The sequence below is a fragment of the Streptomyces sp. SID8352 genome, from assembly GCF_009862265.1.
GTDB lineage: Bacteria > Actinomycetota > Actinomycetes > Streptomycetales > Streptomycetaceae > Streptomyces.
The window spans coordinates 140,352-154,996 of the sequence record NZ_WWGX01000044.1; the positions used below are offsets into that span (position 1 = coordinate 140,352).

A 14,645-nucleotide genomic window follows, 5' to 3' on the forward strand; every position below is an offset into this window, starting at 1 on the left:
TCGGCCCCGAGTCCTGCGGGGCCGCGCCGTCCCGCCGGGCTCCGCCGAGCCGCGCCGGGCTTCGCCGAGCCGCGCCGGGCCGCCCGGGGCCCCGTCACCCGCGAAGCCCGGAGCGTCCCCGGAGACCCGACGCCGCCGCCCGGGGACCCGACGCCCCGCCCGGAGACCCGACGCCCGCCCGGGGCACGGCGCCTTCCGCCACGTGGACACCCGCCCCGGGGCCCGCCCGCCACCCGCTAGGGTGGGCGCCGGGCCGTGACTGGCGCGCAAGGATGGGACCAACCATCGGGAAGCGGCCCCCGTCCCCGTACGCCGGGGACCGGCACTGTGCCGTGCGCCTGGGCCGACCCGTGAACGCCGTACGCCACGTCCGGAGGTCCCATGTCCGAGCAGCCGCTCACCCCCGAGTCCATCGCCTACCGCGCCGCCCTCGACGTCATCCGCTCCGTCGAGCCCCGCGTCGCGGACGCCATCGGCCAGGAGGTGGCCGACCAGCGCGAGATGCTCAAGCTGATCGCCTCCGAGAACTACGCCTCCCCGGCCACCCTGCTCACCATGGGCAACTGGCTGAGCGACAAGTACGCCGAGGGCACCGTCGGCCGCCGCTTCTACGCCGGCTGCCGCAACGTCGACACCGTGGAGTCGCTCGCCGCCGAGCACGCCCGCGAACTCTTCGGCGCCCGGCACGCCTACGTGCAGCCGCACTCCGGCATCGACGCCAACCTCGTCGCCTTCTGGGCCGTGCTCGCCGACCGGGTCGAGGTCCCCTTCCTGCGGAAGACCGGCGCCCGCCAGATCAACGAACTCACCGAAGCCGACTGGGCCGAACTGCGCGCCGCCTTCGGCAACCAGCGGATGCTCGGCATGTCCCTGGACGCGGGCGGCCACCTCACCCACGGCTTCCGCCCGAACATCTCGGGCAAGATGTTCGACCAGCGCTCCTACGGCACCGACCCGGCCACCGGCCTGATCGACTACGAGGCGCTGCGCGCCCAGGCCCGCGAGTTCAAGCCGCTGATCCTCGTCGCCGGGTACTCCGCCTACCCGCGCCTGGTCAACTTCCGGATCATGCGCGAGATCGCGGACGAGGTCGGCGCCACCCTCATGGTGGACATGGCGCACTTCGCCGGGCTGGTCGCGGGCAAGGTCCTCACCGGCGACTTCGACCCGGTCCCGCACGCCCCGATCGTCACCACCACCACCCACAAGTCCCTGCGCGGCCCGCGCGGCGGCATGGTGCTGTGCGACGACTCCCTCAAGGACCAGGTCGACCGCGGCTGCCCGATGGTCCTCGGCGGCCCCCTGCCGCACGTGATGGCCGCCAAGGCCGTCGCCCTCGCCGAGGCCCGGCAGCCCGCCTTCCGGGACTACGCCCAGCGCGTCGTCGACAACTCCCGCGCGCTCGCCGAGGGGCTGACGCGCCGCGGCGCCACCCTCGTCACCGGCGGCAGCGACAACCACCTCAACCTCATCGACGTCGCCACCTCCTACGGCCTCACCGGCCGCCAGGCCGAGGCCGCCCTGCTCGACGCGGGCATCGTCACCAACCGCAACTCCATCCCCGCCGACCCCAACGGCGCCTGGTACACCTCGGGCATCCGCGTCGGCACCCCCGCGCTGACCACCCGCGGTCTCGGCACCGCCGAGATGGACGAGGTGGCCGGGCTGATCGACCGCGTCCTGACCGCCGCCGAGGCCGGCACCACGAAGTCCGGCGCCCCCTCCAAGGCGGCCCACGTCCTGGACGCCAAGATCGCGGACGAGATCTCCCGGCGCGCCACCGACCTCGTCGCCGGCTTCCCGCTCTACCCCGGCATCGACCTGGGCTGATCCAGGCCCGCGAGCACCCCGGCGGTGCTCCCACGCGGCGTCCCGGCACCGGCCGGGGCGCCGCGCGGCCGTCTCCGGCGGCCCCCGGCCCCGGGGTGCCCCGCCGCCGTCCCCGTGCCCCCGGCCCCGGCGCGCTCCGGGCCGCCGGCCGGAACCCCTCGCCACCGGCCCGGGACCCCCCGGCGCCGCCCCGGACCGAACCCGTGCCCGACCGCCCTCCGGAGCCTGCGAGAATGGGCCCATGGCCTCTGAACGCCCGTCCGCCAGCCACCCCCGCCCCGAGGGGGACGGCTCCGCCGCGCACCGCCCGCGCGTGCTCTCCGGTATCCAGCCGACGTCCGGCTCGTTCCACCTCGGCAACTACCTCGGTGCCGTCCGCCAGTGGGTCGACCTGCAGAACACCCACGACGCGTTCTACATGGTGGTCGACCTGCACGCGATCACGGTGCCGCAGGACCCGAAGGAGCTGCGGCAGAACACCCGGATCGCCGCCGCCCAGCTCCTCGCGGCCGGACTCGACCCGGACCGCTGCACGCTGTTCGTCCAGAGCCACGTGCCCGAGCACGCCCAGCTCGGCTGGCTGATGAACTGCATCACCGGCTTCGGTGAGGCCTCCCGGATGACGCAGTTCAAGGACAAGTCGGTCAAGCAGGGCAGCGACCGCACCACCGTCGGCCTGTTCACCTACCCGATGCTGATGGTCGCGGACATCCTGCTCTACCAGGCCGACCAGGTCCCCGTCGGCGAGGACCAGCGCCAGCACCTCGAACTGACCCGCGACCTCGCGGACCGCTTCAACCAGACCTACGGCGACACCTTCACCGTGCCGAGCGCCTACATCCTCAAGGAGACGGCGAAGATCTACGACCTCCAGGACCCGACCGCCAAGATGAGCAAGTCGGCGGCGACCCCGAAGGGTCTGATCAACCTCCTCGACGAGGGGAGGACCACCGCCAAGAAGGTCCGCAGCGCGGTCACCGACACCGACACCGTGATCCGCTTCGACCGCGAGCACAAGCCCGGCGTCAGCAACCTGCTGACCATCTACGCCACCCTCACCGGCGCCACGGTCCCCGAACTGGAGCAGCGCTACGAGGGCAAGGGCTACGGCGCCCTGAAGACCGACCTCGCCGAGGTCGTCGTCGACTTCGTCACCCCCTTCCGGGAGCGGACCCAGGAGTACCTGGACGACCCGGCGGCGCTGGACTCGGTCCTGGCCAAGGGCGCGGACAAGGCCCGCGCCGTCGCCGCCGAGACCCTCGCCCGGGCCTACGACGGGATCGGCCTGCTGCCCGCCCTGCGCTGACCGCGCGCCACCCGGCCGGGCCCGGCCACGCGCCGGGCGCCGCGCCGTAGCGCTGCACATCACTCCGGTTGCGCCTGCCCGCGGCAGGCCCGTGGCCGTACAGTCGATAACCGGGTGGCCGCACCGGCGGCCACCGCCGCGCGCCGAGGGGCGGGCGGCACCCGACACACCCAGGGAGACGACGTGGGGACCGTAACGATCGGCGTGTCGATCGCGGTCCCGGAGCCACACGGCAGCCGGCTGCAACAGCTGCGCGCGGGCTTCGGCGACGCCGCCGCTCACGGTATTCCCACCCATGTCACCCTGCTGCCGCCGACGGAGATCGACGGCGGCGCGGTGCCCGCGGTCGAGATCCATCTGGCCGAGGTGGCCGCCGCGGGGCGGCCCTTCCCGATGCGGCTCTCCGGCACCGGCACCTTCCGCCCGCTCTCGCCCGTGGTCTTCGTCCAGGTCGTCGAGGGCGGCGCGGCCTGCAACTGGCTCCAGCAGCGGGTGCGCGAGACCACCGGGCCGGTCCCGCGCGAGCTGCAGTTCCCCTACCACCCGCACGTCACGGTGGCCCACGGGATCGCGGAGGAGGCCATGGACCGCGCCTACGAGGAGCTGGCCGACTACGAGGCCCAGTGGCCCTGCACCGGGTTCGCCCTCTACGAGCAGGGCGCCGACGCCCAGTGGCGCAAGCTCCGGGAGTTCCCCTTCGGCAGCGCCGTCGTGCCCCCGCAGACCGGCCGCGTCGAGTCCGGCTCCGTCCCCGCCCGCTGAGGCCCGTCCGACAACTCCCCTCCGCCCCACGACGCCGTGCCCGCACTCCCGCCGCACCTGCCCCGGCCCCGAGTACGTCCCGTGCGAAGGCCCGGGCCCGGCGCGCGGGAGCACGCACCCGACGCCGCGCGACCGCCCCGCGGACGACGACGGCAATGGCCGGTCGGGCCCCGGATGTATTGATCACGCCCGCCGGACCACGCCCCCTCCGGGCGGACGAAGCCGTGCGACACCGGCCCCGGGCCCCCGTCCGCGCCCTCCGGCGCGGCACCGGGGACCGGCACGCGTCCGGGTGCGCACGTACCCCGCCGGTCCGCGCCCCGCGCCCCCGCACCCGGGGGCCGTACGCACTCCGCCGGTCCGCATCCCGCCGGTCCACCCCGTCGGCCCGCTCCCCGCGGCGGGCGCCCGCCGGGCTCAGACCGGCAGCCGCCGGAAGGCCGCGCGCGGCAGATGGCGCACCGCCGACATCACCACGCGCAGCGCCCCCGGCACCCACACCGTCTCCGAGCGCCGCCGCAGCCCCAGTTCCACCGCGGCGGCCACCGCCTCCGGCGTCGTCGCGAACGGCGCCTCCTCCAGCCCCGCCGTCATCCGCGACCGCACGAACCCCGGCCGGACGACCATGACATGCACCCCCGTGCCGTACAGCGCGTCCCCGAGGCCCTGCGCGAAGGCGTCCAGCCCCGCCTTGCTGGAGCCGTAGATGAAGTTCGCCCGGCGCGCCCGCTCCCCGGCCACCGAGGAGAGCACCACCAGCGAGCCGTGCCCCTGCTCCTGGAGGGCGCGGGCGGTGACCAGGCCCGCCGAGACCGCCCCCGTGTAGTTGGTCTGCGCCACCCGGACCGCTTTCAGCGGCTCCCGCTCGTCGTGCGCCTGGTCCCCGAGCACCCCGAAGGCCATCAGCACCAGATCGATGTCGCCCTCGGCGAAGACCTTGCCGAGCCCCTCCTCGTGGGAGCCGGGGTCCAGCGCGTCGAAGCCGACCACGCGGACCTCCGCCCCGAGCGCCCGCAGCCCCCCGGCCGCCTCGTCCAGCGCGGGGGAGGGGCGCCCCGCCAGCCAGACGGTGCGGGTCCGGCGGGCGACCAGGCGGCGGACCGTGGCCAGCGCGATCTCGGACGTGCCGCCGAGCACGAGGACGGACTGGGGGAAGCCGAAGGCGTCCTTCACGACAACTCCTGGGGTTCCGGAGGGGCCGGGGCCCCGCGGTTCTAGAGGGCGAGGCGGCGGGACAGGTCGGAGACGAACACCCCGCGCGGGTCCAGCTCCGCGCGCAGCTCCCGGAACGCGTCCAGCCGCGGGTACATCGCGGCCAGCAGCTCCGGCCGCAGCCGGGAGTCCTTGGCCAGGTAGACCCGGCCCCCGGCCCCGGCCACCTCCTCGTCCAGCCCGTCGAGGAACGCCCCGAGCCCCGGCAGCCCCGCCGGGAGGTCCAGGGCGAGGGTCCAGCCGGGCACGGGGAAGGACAGCCAGCCCGGATCGGCGGGCCCGAAGCGCTTGAGGACCGCCAGGAAGGACGGGCAGCGGTGCTCCGAGATCCGCCGCACGATCCGGCGCAGCGCCTCCTCCCGGCCGTGCCCCACCACGAACTGGTACTGCACGAAGCCGCCCCGCCCGTAGATCCGGTTCCAGTGCGGGAGGCCGTCCAGCGGATGGAAGAAGGCGGAGATCCGCTGGAGCTGCCCGGTGCGGTGCCGCGGCGCCCTGCGGTACCAGACCTCGTTGAACAGGCCCACCGTGGCCCGGGTCAGCAGCCCCTCCGGGAACAGGGAGGGGGCGGCGGGCAGCCGGGAGGTGCGGAAGGCCAGCGGATCCCGCCGGGCGCGGGCCGGGAGCGCCTCCAGCGGGGCGTGGTCGCCCCGGGTGAGGACCGCCCGCCCGGTGGCCGCGCCGCGCGCCAGCAGGTCGATCCAGGCGACCGAGTAGCGGTAGCGGTGGTCGGCGGTGGTCAGCCGGGCCATCAGGTCGTCCAGGTCGGCGGCCCGTTCGGTGTCGACCGACATCAGCGCCGTCGCGACCGGCTGGAGCCGCACCGTCGCCGAGAGGATCACCCCGGTCAGCCCCATGCCCCCGGCGGTGGCGTCGAACAGCGGCGTGCCCGGCCGCACGGTGCGCACCGCGCCGTCCGCGGTCAGCAGCTCCAGCGACAGCACATGACGGGAGAAGGAGCCCGAGCCGTGGTGGTTCTTGCCGTGGATGTCGGCGCCGATCGCCCCGCCCACGGTCACGTAGCGGGTCCCCGGGGTGACCGGCACGAACCAGCCGAGCGGCAGCAGCAGCTCCATCAGCCGGTGCAGCGAGACCCCGGCGTCGCAGCGCACGGTGCCGCCCTCCGGGTCGATCGCGCGCACCCGGTCCAGCGCCGTCATGTCCAGCACCGCGCCGCCCGCGTTCTGCGCCGCGTCGCCGTAGGCCCGCCCCAGCCCCCGGGCGATCCCGCCCCGGGCGCCGCACCCCCGCACGGCCTCGGCCGCCTCCTCGTACGTCCGCGGGCGGACCAGCCGGACGGTGCTGGGCGCGGTGCGCCCCCAGCCGCTGACGGCGGCCCACTGCTCCTCCGGGCCGGCGTCGGGAAGGGTGTCGGCAGACATGCCGGTGACCGTATCGCCCGTACGAGGTCGGTTGGTTGAGAAACATCCCTTCTCTCCCCGAAACGGGTGATTAATGGTATGTCGCCCGAGTGTGCCGGACTTCCCGGGCCGCAGGGGTGAACAGTGAGTGCACATGGACGACCTGGACCACCCCCACGACCCCGATCTGGACCACCGGATCGTTTCCGCGCTCCGGGCGTACGGCGCCGACCCGCGCGTCGCCGCCGCCGCGCGCGCCCTGTCCCGGGCCGGGGAGCACGGGGCCCTCTGGCTCGCCGCCGGGCTCGCCGCGGCCGTCGCCGACCGCCCCCGGCGCACCGCCTGGCTGCGCGGCACCGCGCTCACCGCCGCCGCCCACCTCACCGGCATGGGCGTCAAACGCCTGGTCCGCCGCCCCCGCCCGGCCCATGTGGCCCCCCTGGTGCGCACCGCCGGACGGCACTCCTTCCCGAGCTGCCACGCCACCTCCGCCGGGGCCGCCGCCGTCGTCTTCGGCACCCTCGGCGTCCGCGCCGCCTGGCCGCTGGCCGCCGCCGTCTGCGCCTCCCGGCTGGTCGCCGGCGTCCACTACCCCTCCGACGTGGCCGCGGGCGCCGCCCTGGGCGCCCTCACCGCGCGCCTCGGCACCGGCTGGATGCGGGGAGGCACCCGTGCCTGACACGGCCGCCCTGCTGCGCCAGCGCGCCCCCGAGCAGCTCCCGCCGCCCCTCCCGCCCCGCCGCGGCGGCCTCCCCGGCGGACTGCTGCGCACCGCCCGCCCCCGCCAGTGGGTCAAGAACCTCCTCGTCGCCGCCGCCCCGGCCGCCGCCGGACAGCTCCTCACCCGGCACGCCCTGACCCAGCTCCCCCTCGTCTTCGCCCTGTTCACCGCCTGCGCCGCCGCCGTCTACCTCGTCAACGACGCCCGCGACGCCGCCGCCGACCGCGCCCACCCCGTCAAGCGCCACCGCCCCGTCGCCGCCGGACAGGTCCCCGTCCCCGTCGCCTACGCCACCGGCGGCGCCCTCGGCCTGCTCGCCCCGCTCCTGGCCGCCCGTCTCTGCGGCCCCTCCCTCGCCGCCCTGCTGACCGCCTACCTCGCCCTCCAGCTCGCCTACTGCCTCAGCCTCAAGCACGTCCTCGTCGTCGACCTCGCCGTCGTCACCACCGGCTTCCTGATGCGCGCCGCCGCCGGGGGACTCGCCCTCGGCATCCCGCTGTCCCGCTGGTTCCTGATCACCACCGGCTTCGGCGCCCTGTTCATGGTCGCCGCCAAGCGCTACAGCGAGGCCGTGCAGATGGCCGGCCGGGGCGGCGCCACACGCGCCCTGCTCACCGAGTACACCACCGGCTACCTCCGTTTCGTCTGGCAGCTCGCGGCCGGCGTCGCCGTCCTCGGCTACTGCATGTGGGCCATGGAGGACGGCGGCGGCCCGCACACCGGGCTGCTGCCCTGGCGCCAGCTCTCCATGGCCGCCTTCGTCCTCGCCGTCCTGCGCTACGCCGTCTTCGCCGACCGGGGCACCGCGGGCGAACCCGAGGACGTCGTCCTGCGCGACCGGGCCCTCGCCCTGATCGGCCTGGCCTGGGCCGGCATGTACGCCCTGGCGGTGGCCCACTGGTGACCGGGCGGCGGCGCGAGCTGACCGGCTTCGCCTGCGCCGGGCTCCTCGCCTACGCCGCCGACCTCGGCCTCTTCACCCTCCTGCGGGGACCCGGCGGGGCCGGACCCCTCACCGCCAAGGCCCTCTCCTTCCTGGCCGGCTGCGCCGTCGCCTACGCGGGCAACGCCCTCGGCACCTACCGGCACTCCCGCCCCCGGGGGCTGCGCCCCTGCCTGCTCTTCCTCGCCGTCAACCTCGCCGGGGCCGTCGTGCAACTGCTCTGCCTGGCCGCCAGCCACTACGGGCTCGGCCTCACCTCGCAGCGCGCCGACACCCTCTCCGGCGCCGGAATCGGCATGGCCCTGGCCACCCTCCTGCGTTTCTGGGGTACGCGGACACTGGTCTTCCGTACCGACGACGGTACGGAGACGTGGAACCGGGCGAACGGGGGCAGGGTCGGATCATGGACTGGCTGAAAAAACTCCCCGTCGTGGGCCCCTGGGTGGCCTGGCTGACGGGCACCCACGCCTGGCGGTCGTACGAGCGGCTGGACCGCGTGAAGTGGACGCGGCTGGCCGCCGCGATGACCTTCACCAGCTTCGTCGCGCTCTTCCCCCTGCTCAGCCTCGCCGCCGCCATCGCCGCGGCCACCCTCAGCAAGGGGCAGCAGGACCGGCTCCAGGAGAAGCTCGCCGAGCAGGTGCCCGGCATCTCCGACCAGCTCGACATCCAGGGCCTCATCGACAACGCGGGCACCGTCGGCCTCATCGCCGCCGCCCTGCTCCTCTTCACCGGCATCGGCTGGGTCGACTCCGCCCGGGGCTGCCTGCGCGCGGTCTGGGAGCGGCCCGACGAGGAGGAGAACCCCCTGCTGCGCCGCGGCAAGGACGCCGGGGTCCTCCTCGGCCTCGGCGGCGCCCTGCTGCTGACCGTCGGCATCTCCACCGTCGCCAGCGCCCTGGTCGGCTGGATCACCCGCGAACTCGGCATCCCCCAGGGCGGCTTCGGCGGCGTCCTGCTCTACGTCGCCGCCTTCGCCGTCGCCGTGCTCGCCGACTTCCTGCTCCTGCTCTACGTGCTCACCCTGCTGCCCGGCGTCCACCCCGGACGGCGCCGCCTGGTGGTGGCCGCGCTGATCGGCGCCGTCGGCTTCGAACTGCTGAAGCTGCTGCTCAGCGGCTATATGCAGGGCGTCGCCGCGAAGAGCATGTACGGGGCCTTCGGCGTCCCCGTCGCCCTGCTGCTCTGGATCAACTTCACCTCGAAGCTGGTGCTCTACTGCGCCGCCTGGACGGCGACCGGCGGCAGGGAGGAGGAGCTCACGGACGGCTCCGGCGGCGCACCAGGTCCGGCACCGGCCAGCGCCGGTTGACCAGGTACGCCGTGCCCACGAGCAGGACCAGCGCCCCGCCCGCGATCCCGGCGGCGATCCCGGCCCCGGTGGACCCGTCCGCGGCGGCGGCCCCCGCGACCGGGCCCGCCCCGGCGGCACCCGTCCCGCCGCCGGCCTCTCCCGGCGCCTCCGGCTCCGGAGCGGGGCCGGACCGCCCCTCCGCCTCCGGGCCACGGGCGCTCCGCGGCGCCACCAGCGTCCCCACCGGCCGCACCTTGCCGGCCGCCGCGAAGCCCCAGTCGAACAGCCGGGCGGTCTCCTTGTAGACCTCGTTGTGCTCAGCCTTCGCCGGGTTCATCACGGTCACCAGCAGCACCCGGCCGCCCTGCTCCGCGACCCCGGTGAAGGTGGCGCCCGCGTTGGTGGTGTTGCCGTTCTTCACCCCGGCGATCCCCGGGTACACCCTGACGTCGCCGTCGCCCCGCAGCAGCCGGTTGGTGTTCTGGATCTCGAAGGGCTTGCGGTACGGCTTGCCCTTCGCGCCCTTCCTGGTCTCGCCCGGGAACATGGCGCGCACCGTCGAGGCGTACTCGCGGAAGTCCTTCTTCTGCATCCCCGACCGGGCGAACAGCGTGAGGTCGTACGCCGACGAGACCTGCCCCGGGGCGTCGTAGCCGTCCGGGCTGACCACCTCCGTGTCCAGCGCCTGCAACTCCGCCGCGTGCTCGTTCATCTCGTCGACCGTGTCCGCGACGCCGCCGTTCATCGCGGACAGGACGTGCACGGCGTCGTTGCCGGACATCAGGAAGACCCCGCGCCAGAGGTCCTCGACGGTGTACGTCTCGTTCTCCTTGATCCCGACCAGGCTGGAGCCCGCGCCGAGGTCCGCCAGCTCCTCGGGGGTGACCCGGTGCTTCTCGGTCCTCGGCCACTTCGGCAGCAGGGTGTCCGCGAACAGCATCTTCAGCGTGCTCGCCGGGGCCAGCCGCCAGTGCGCGTTGTGCGCGGCCAGCACGTCCCCGGACTCGGCGTCGGCCACGATCCACGAGCGCGCCGTGAGGTCCTTCGGCAGGACCGGCGCCCCGCCCGCCAGCTCCACCTGGGTGCCCGGCAGCGCCAGCCGGGCCCCGCCGACCGCCGACATGGACGCCGGGGGAGTGGCCGAGGGGGAGGCCGACGGGCTCGCCTCGGGGCCAGGCGCGGCCTGCGCGGCGGGCACCGCGAGGGCCAGGGGCGAGACGGCGGTCAGGACGGCGGCGGCGACCAGGGGGGAGCGCCGGAGGATCTTCATGGGTGGGGGCACGACCGAGAACGTACCGCCCCCGGACGCCGCAGTCCCGTCCGCCTCCCCACCCCGGGGAGGGAACCGGACACGCGCCCGCGATACTGGAACCATGAAGCTCAGCCGCCCCGTCTCCATGTTCCTGCTCGCCTTCGGGGTGTGGAGCTGGTTCATCTGGGTCACTTTCGTCAAGAACCTGGTCAAGGACGGCAGCGGGCTCGCCTTCGAGGACGGCGATCCCACGGCGTACTTCTGGGTGCACCTGCTGCTGGCCGTCGTCTCCTTCGTATTGGGGACGGTCGTCGGCGTCATCGGGTTGCGCGGACTGCGCGCCCTGCGCCGCACGTCATAACCGAGGGGAAACGACGGCATGGTGGTCGTCTTCGCGCTCGTCGCGCTGACCGTGGTGGGCATCCTGGTGACCGCCAACTGGTACGTGTGGCGGCGCCTGTTCAGGGACACGACCCGGGCACCGGGCCGGGCCCGCCGCGTCGGCGCCGCCGTGGTCGCCGGGGGCTGGGCGCTGGCCGTGGGGGCGCTGGTCGCGGAGCGCACCGGCGCGCCCTTCTGGCTCCAGCGGACCCTGGCCTGGCCGGGCTTCCTCTGGCTGGCGCTGGTGCTCTACCTGGTCCTGGCCCTGCTCGCCGGGGAGGCCGTGCGGCCCCTGCTGCGCCGGTACCTGGAACGCCGGGCCGCCGGGCGGGCGGCGGGGACCCGGACCGGGACGGCGGGGGCCGGGACGCGGCCCGCCGGGGCCGGTCCGGACCGCCCGGACGGCGCGGCACCCGGGACCGGGCCGGGCGGGACGGGCCCGGACGGGCCCGAGGGCGCCGGTGCCGGGGTCCGGGCCCAGGCGCCCGAGCCCGTCGCCGTGGGCGCCGCCCCCGCCTCCTCCGGGCCGCCCGGGGCCGCCTCGGCGCCCGGTGGCGCGAGCCCGCTCGCCCTGCCCTCGCGCCGCCTGTTCGTCTCACGCGTCGTCGCCGGTACCGCCGTGGCCGTCGCCGCCGGAACGGTCGCGCAGGGCACCTACGGGGTGCTGCGCGGGCCGCGCGTCAAGCGGGTCACCGTGCCGCTGGCGAAGCTGCCGCGCGCCGCGCACGGCTACCGCATCGCCGTCGTCAGCGACGTCCACCTCGGGCCGCTGCTCGGGCGGGGCTTCGCGCGGACCGTCGTCGACACCATTAACTCCACCCAGCCCGACCTGATCGCCGTCGTCGGCGACCTGGTCGACGGCAGCGTCAAGGACCTCGGCCCGGCCGCCGCCCCCCTGGCGGGGCTCCGGGCCCGGCACGGCGCCTACTTCGTCACCGGCAACCACGAGTACTTCTCCGGCGCCGCGCAGTGGGTCGAGGAGGTGCGGCGGCTCGGCCTGGTCCCCCTGGAGAACGCCCGCACCGAGCTGCCCCACTTCGACCTGGCCGGCGTCAACGACCTCGCGGGGGAGGGCGAGGGCCAGGGCCCCGACTTCGCCCGCGCCCTCGGCGACCGGGACCGCGCCCGCGCCTGTGTGCTCCTGGCCCACCAGCCCGTGCAGATCCACGACGCCGTCGACCACGGAGTCGACCTCCAGCTCTCCGGCCACACCCACGGCGGCCAGCTCTGGCCCGGCAGCCTCATCGCGGGCGCCGCCAACCCGACCCTGGCCGGACTGGACCGCTACGGCGACACCCAGCTCTACGTCAGCCGGGGCGCGGGCGCCTGGGGGCCGCCGACGAGGGTCGGCGCGCAGTCCGACATCACCGTGATCGAGCTGGCGTCCCGTCAGTCCTGACCGCCGCCCGGGGGAGTCCGGCCGGGCTCCCGCCCCGCGGGACCGGGTTCCCCGGCACCGCTCCGGGTCTCCCCGGCACCGCCCCCGGGCTCCCGGCCCGCGGAACCGGCACCTCCCCCGGGTCCTCCGGCGCCCTCCCCGGGCTCCGCAGGCTCCCCGGGCTCTCCGGCGCCCTCCCCGGGGCGGCCGTCGTCCGGTCCCGGCTCCCGGCCGGGGGGCGCCGGGGGCCTGCGGGCCGGATCGGGCAGGGCGTTGGTGATGCCGGGCAGGAAGTCCGCGAACAGGTCGTGCACCTCGCGCACCAGCGGGCGCAGCACCCGGAACCGGGCCAGCGCCACCCCGCGCGCGGTGAGCCGGGCCCCGCGCTCCGCCAGCCGGTAGCTCCGCTCGCGCCCCTCGGTCCGGTCGAAGATCCAGTACAGGACCAGCCCCATCTGGGCGAGCCACATCAGCTCGGGCAGGATGTCCCGCAGCTCCCCGGGCACCTTCGCGCGCGCCCCGGAGAGCACCTGCCGGTGCACCGCGATCGCCTCCTCGCGCGCGTGCTCCGACTCGGCGGAGAACGGGCTGAGCGGGCTGTCCGGGTCGGCCGCGTTCTTGAAGAACTGCACCGCGAACTCGTGGTACGGCGTGGCGATGTCCAGCCAGCCCTTGAGCACCCCCGCCAGCCGCGCCTCCAGGTCCGTCTCCCGGGCCAGGACGTCGCGGACCGCCGCCCGGTGCTCGGCGGCGATCCGGTCGTAGAAGCCCTGGATCAGGTACTCCTTGCCGGCGAAGTAGTAGTAGGCGTTGCCGACGGAGACGCCGGCCTCCTGGGCGATGGCCCGCATCGTCGTCCGGTCGTACCCCCGTTCCTGGAACAGCCGCATGGCCGTCTCCAGGATCAGGGCGCGGGTCTGCCCGGACTTGCTGAGGGGGGCCGCGTCACCGGGGCCGTCGTTCCGCACTGGCACAGGACCAGAGCCTAACGAGCGTCCCGCCGCGCCCTCGCCGAAGGGAGGGCCTTCGCCGAAGGGAGGGCCTTCGCGCACTCCGGCCGCGGTGGCGGACGGGCCGGACCGGTCAGGGGCGGCGGCCCAGCTCCGGGCGCTTGGTGTAGTCGGTGAGGCCGACGACGTTGCCCCAGGGATCGGCGAACTCGACGGTCCAGCCGGTGGAGACGGAGAGGGGCTCGTCCAGCGGGGTGACGCCCGCCGCGCGCAGGCCCCGGGCGGCGCTCCGGGCGTCCGGCACCTCCAGCCACACCCGCACCTGGGGCCACGGCGGCGGGCGCTGGCCGAAGCCGTCCTCGGCGCGCAGCAGGATGCCCGGCGTCTCCCCGCCGACCCTCAGCAGCGCGATCCCCGCCTCGTCGAGCCGGAAGGCCACGGGGAAGCCCGCGCGCTGGTAGAAGCCCACGGCCTCGCCGAGGTCGCCCACGGGGAGCAGGACGTTGTCGAACCCGAGCAGTTCGTACGACTCGTCATCTGACATGGCGTCAGGGTAGGACGGTCATCGCCCGGATCGGCCGATTGTCAGTCGTCGTCGGGGTCGGGGTTGGGCCGTCCGGCCGCAAGGACCGCCGAGACGTCGAGCACGACCTCGGCGCCGAGGGAGCCGGGCAGGGTGACCCTCTCGCCGGGGGAGTGGACGCGATGGGTGGCGTAGTCGCCGGCGGCCGGGTCGGTGAGCACATGGAGCCGCTCGTGCCGGCGGTTGACGATCACGTAGACGGGGATCTTGGCGGCGGCGTACGCGGCGACCTTGGTCCGCAGGTCCGACCCGTGGTTGCTGGAGGTCACCTCCAGGACCATCCGGAAGCAGACGGGGTCGTAGGAGTTGAACTCCACGAGGTGCTCGGCGAAGTCGGCGTCGACCACCGCGAGGTCGGGAACGGCGTAGTCCTCGGTGCCGGTGGGCAGCCAGAGGCCGACGCCCTGGAGGATCTTCGTGTCGGGCCCGTGCAGGCCCGCGGCTGCCAGCGGCAGCATCAGGTCGGTCAGGACGACGGCGTGCGGGCCGTCCGGCGGCGGGGTCGCGAGGATCTGATTCCCGACGATCTCGGCGCGGAGGCCCGGTTCGCGGTCCATGAGCCGGTGCGCCAGGGTGATCAGCGGACGCGGGGTATGGGGCCGCTCGACGGATGCGGCGGACATCACGTGCCTCCTTCGGGCTGGTGTCGAGAACATCATCGTCGGCCGTGCC

The 14,645-nt window shown here is 75.3% G+C and carries 15 protein-coding genes; 9 read left to right on the top strand and 6 right to left on the bottom strand.

Translation table 11 applies throughout. From position 1 onward, the window contains the following. Nucleotides 1-381 precede the first annotated feature (381 nt). The 3 genes from GTY84_RS16760 to GTY84_RS16770 all read left to right on the top strand — a co-directional run bounded on the left by GTY84_RS16760 (nt 382) and on the right by GTY84_RS16770 (nt 3,898). Entirely contained in the window at nt 382-1,830 is a 1,449-nt protein-coding gene (locus GTY84_RS16760; RefSeq protein WP_161227077.1) for a glycine hydroxymethyltransferase, read from the top strand. 241 nt (nt 1,831-2,071) lie between these two features. After that, a complete protein-coding gene (trpS, locus tag GTY84_RS16765; RefSeq protein ID WP_202551230.1) occupies nt 2,072-3,136 on the top strand; it encodes a tryptophan--tRNA ligase in 1,065 nt (354 codons plus the stop codon). A gap of 183 nt (nt 3,137-3,319) precedes the next feature. Further along, nucleotides 3,320-3,898 (top strand): 2'-5' RNA ligase family protein, encoded by a 579-nt coding sequence (locus GTY84_RS16770; RefSeq protein WP_161227078.1) that lies wholly within the window; start codon nt 3,320-3,322, stop codon nt 3,896-3,898. Nucleotides 3,899-4,315: 417 nt separating this feature from the next. Here GTY84_RS16770 and GTY84_RS16775 read toward each other — a convergent pair whose 3' ends face one another. Together GTY84_RS16775 and GTY84_RS16780 are read right to left on the bottom strand one after the other, a co-directional pair. Then, nucleotides 4,316-5,071, bottom strand: a complete 756-nt coding sequence (locus tag GTY84_RS16775; protein ID WP_161227079.1) for a decaprenylphospho-beta-D-erythro-pentofuranosid-2-ulose 2-reductase — start codon at nt 5,069-5,071, stop codon at nt 4,316-4,318. A 41-nt stretch (nt 5,072-5,112) separates the two neighbouring features. Next, entirely contained in the window at nt 5,113-6,492 is a 1,380-nt protein-coding gene (locus tag GTY84_RS16780; protein ID WP_161227080.1) for an FAD-binding oxidoreductase, read from the bottom strand. Nucleotides 6,493-6,625: 133 nt separating this feature from the next. Between GTY84_RS16780 and GTY84_RS16785 the strand changes: the two genes are divergently transcribed. From GTY84_RS16785 to GTY84_RS16800, 4 genes are read left to right on the top strand one after another with little or no spacing between them, the layout of a single operon-like run. Further along, nucleotides 6,626-7,150, top strand: coding sequence for a phosphatase PAP2 family protein (locus GTY84_RS16785; RefSeq protein ID WP_161227081.1), 525 nt, complete (start codon nt 6,626-6,628; stop codon nt 7,148-7,150). Beyond that, complete coding sequence (locus tag GTY84_RS16790; protein ID WP_161227082.1) at nt 7,143-8,096, top strand: decaprenyl-phosphate phosphoribosyltransferase; 954 nt, start codon at nt 7,143-7,145, stop codon at nt 8,094-8,096. Before GTY84_RS16785 ends, GTY84_RS16790 begins: the two co-directional genes overlap by 8 nt. Continuing rightward, a complete protein-coding gene (locus GTY84_RS16795) occupies nt 8,090-8,551 on the top strand; it encodes a GtrA family protein (RefSeq protein WP_161227114.1) in 462 nt (153 codons plus the stop codon). The genes GTY84_RS16790 and GTY84_RS16795 overlap by 7 nt, the downstream gene beginning before the upstream one ends. Further along, entirely contained in the window at nt 8,539-9,447 is a 909-nt protein-coding gene (locus GTY84_RS16800) for a YihY/virulence factor BrkB family protein (RefSeq protein ID WP_202551231.1), read from the top strand. The genes GTY84_RS16795 and GTY84_RS16800 overlap by 13 nt, the downstream gene beginning before the upstream one ends. On the opposite strand, the gene GTY84_RS16805 is transcribed toward GTY84_RS16800, so the two are convergent. Continuing rightward, on the bottom strand, nt 9,395-10,711 hold the full coding sequence (locus GTY84_RS16805; RefSeq protein WP_345943459.1) for a D-alanyl-D-alanine carboxypeptidase: 1,317 nt from the start codon (nt 10,709-10,711) through the stop codon (nt 9,395-9,397). The two genes, GTY84_RS16800 and GTY84_RS16805, sit on opposite strands and share 53 nt — an antisense overlap. Before the next feature lie 91 nt (nt 10,712-10,802). Between GTY84_RS16805 and GTY84_RS33900 the strand changes: the two genes are divergently transcribed. Together GTY84_RS33900 and GTY84_RS16810 are read left to right on the top strand one after the other, a co-directional pair. Next, nucleotides 10,803-11,042: a hypothetical protein gene (locus GTY84_RS33900; protein WP_237532314.1), complete on the top strand. Its 240-nt coding sequence runs from the start codon at nt 10,803-10,805 to the stop codon at nt 11,040-11,042. A gap of 18 nt (nt 11,043-11,060) precedes the next feature. Continuing rightward, entirely contained in the window at nt 11,061-12,461 is a 1,401-nt protein-coding gene (locus GTY84_RS16810; RefSeq protein ID WP_161227084.1) for a metallophosphoesterase, read from the top strand. Here GTY84_RS16810 and GTY84_RS16815 read toward each other — a convergent pair. The 3 genes from GTY84_RS16815 to GTY84_RS16825 form a co-directional block, all read right to left on the bottom strand. Then, complete coding sequence (locus GTY84_RS16815) at nt 12,452-13,414, bottom strand: TetR family transcriptional regulator (RefSeq protein ID WP_345943460.1); 963 nt, start codon at nt 13,412-13,414, stop codon at nt 12,452-12,454. The two genes, GTY84_RS16810 and GTY84_RS16815, sit on opposite strands and share 10 nt — an antisense overlap. A 109-nt stretch (nt 13,415-13,523) precedes the next feature. Beyond that, nucleotides 13,524-13,934, bottom strand: coding sequence for a VOC family protein (locus GTY84_RS16820; RefSeq protein ID WP_161227085.1), 411 nt, complete (start codon nt 13,932-13,934; stop codon nt 13,524-13,526). A gap of 41 nt (nt 13,935-13,975) precedes the next feature. Further along, complete coding sequence (locus GTY84_RS16825) at nt 13,976-14,596, bottom strand: Uma2 family endonuclease (protein ID WP_161227086.1); 621 nt, start codon at nt 14,594-14,596, stop codon at nt 13,976-13,978. Nucleotides 14,597-14,645: the final 49 nt, after the last annotated feature.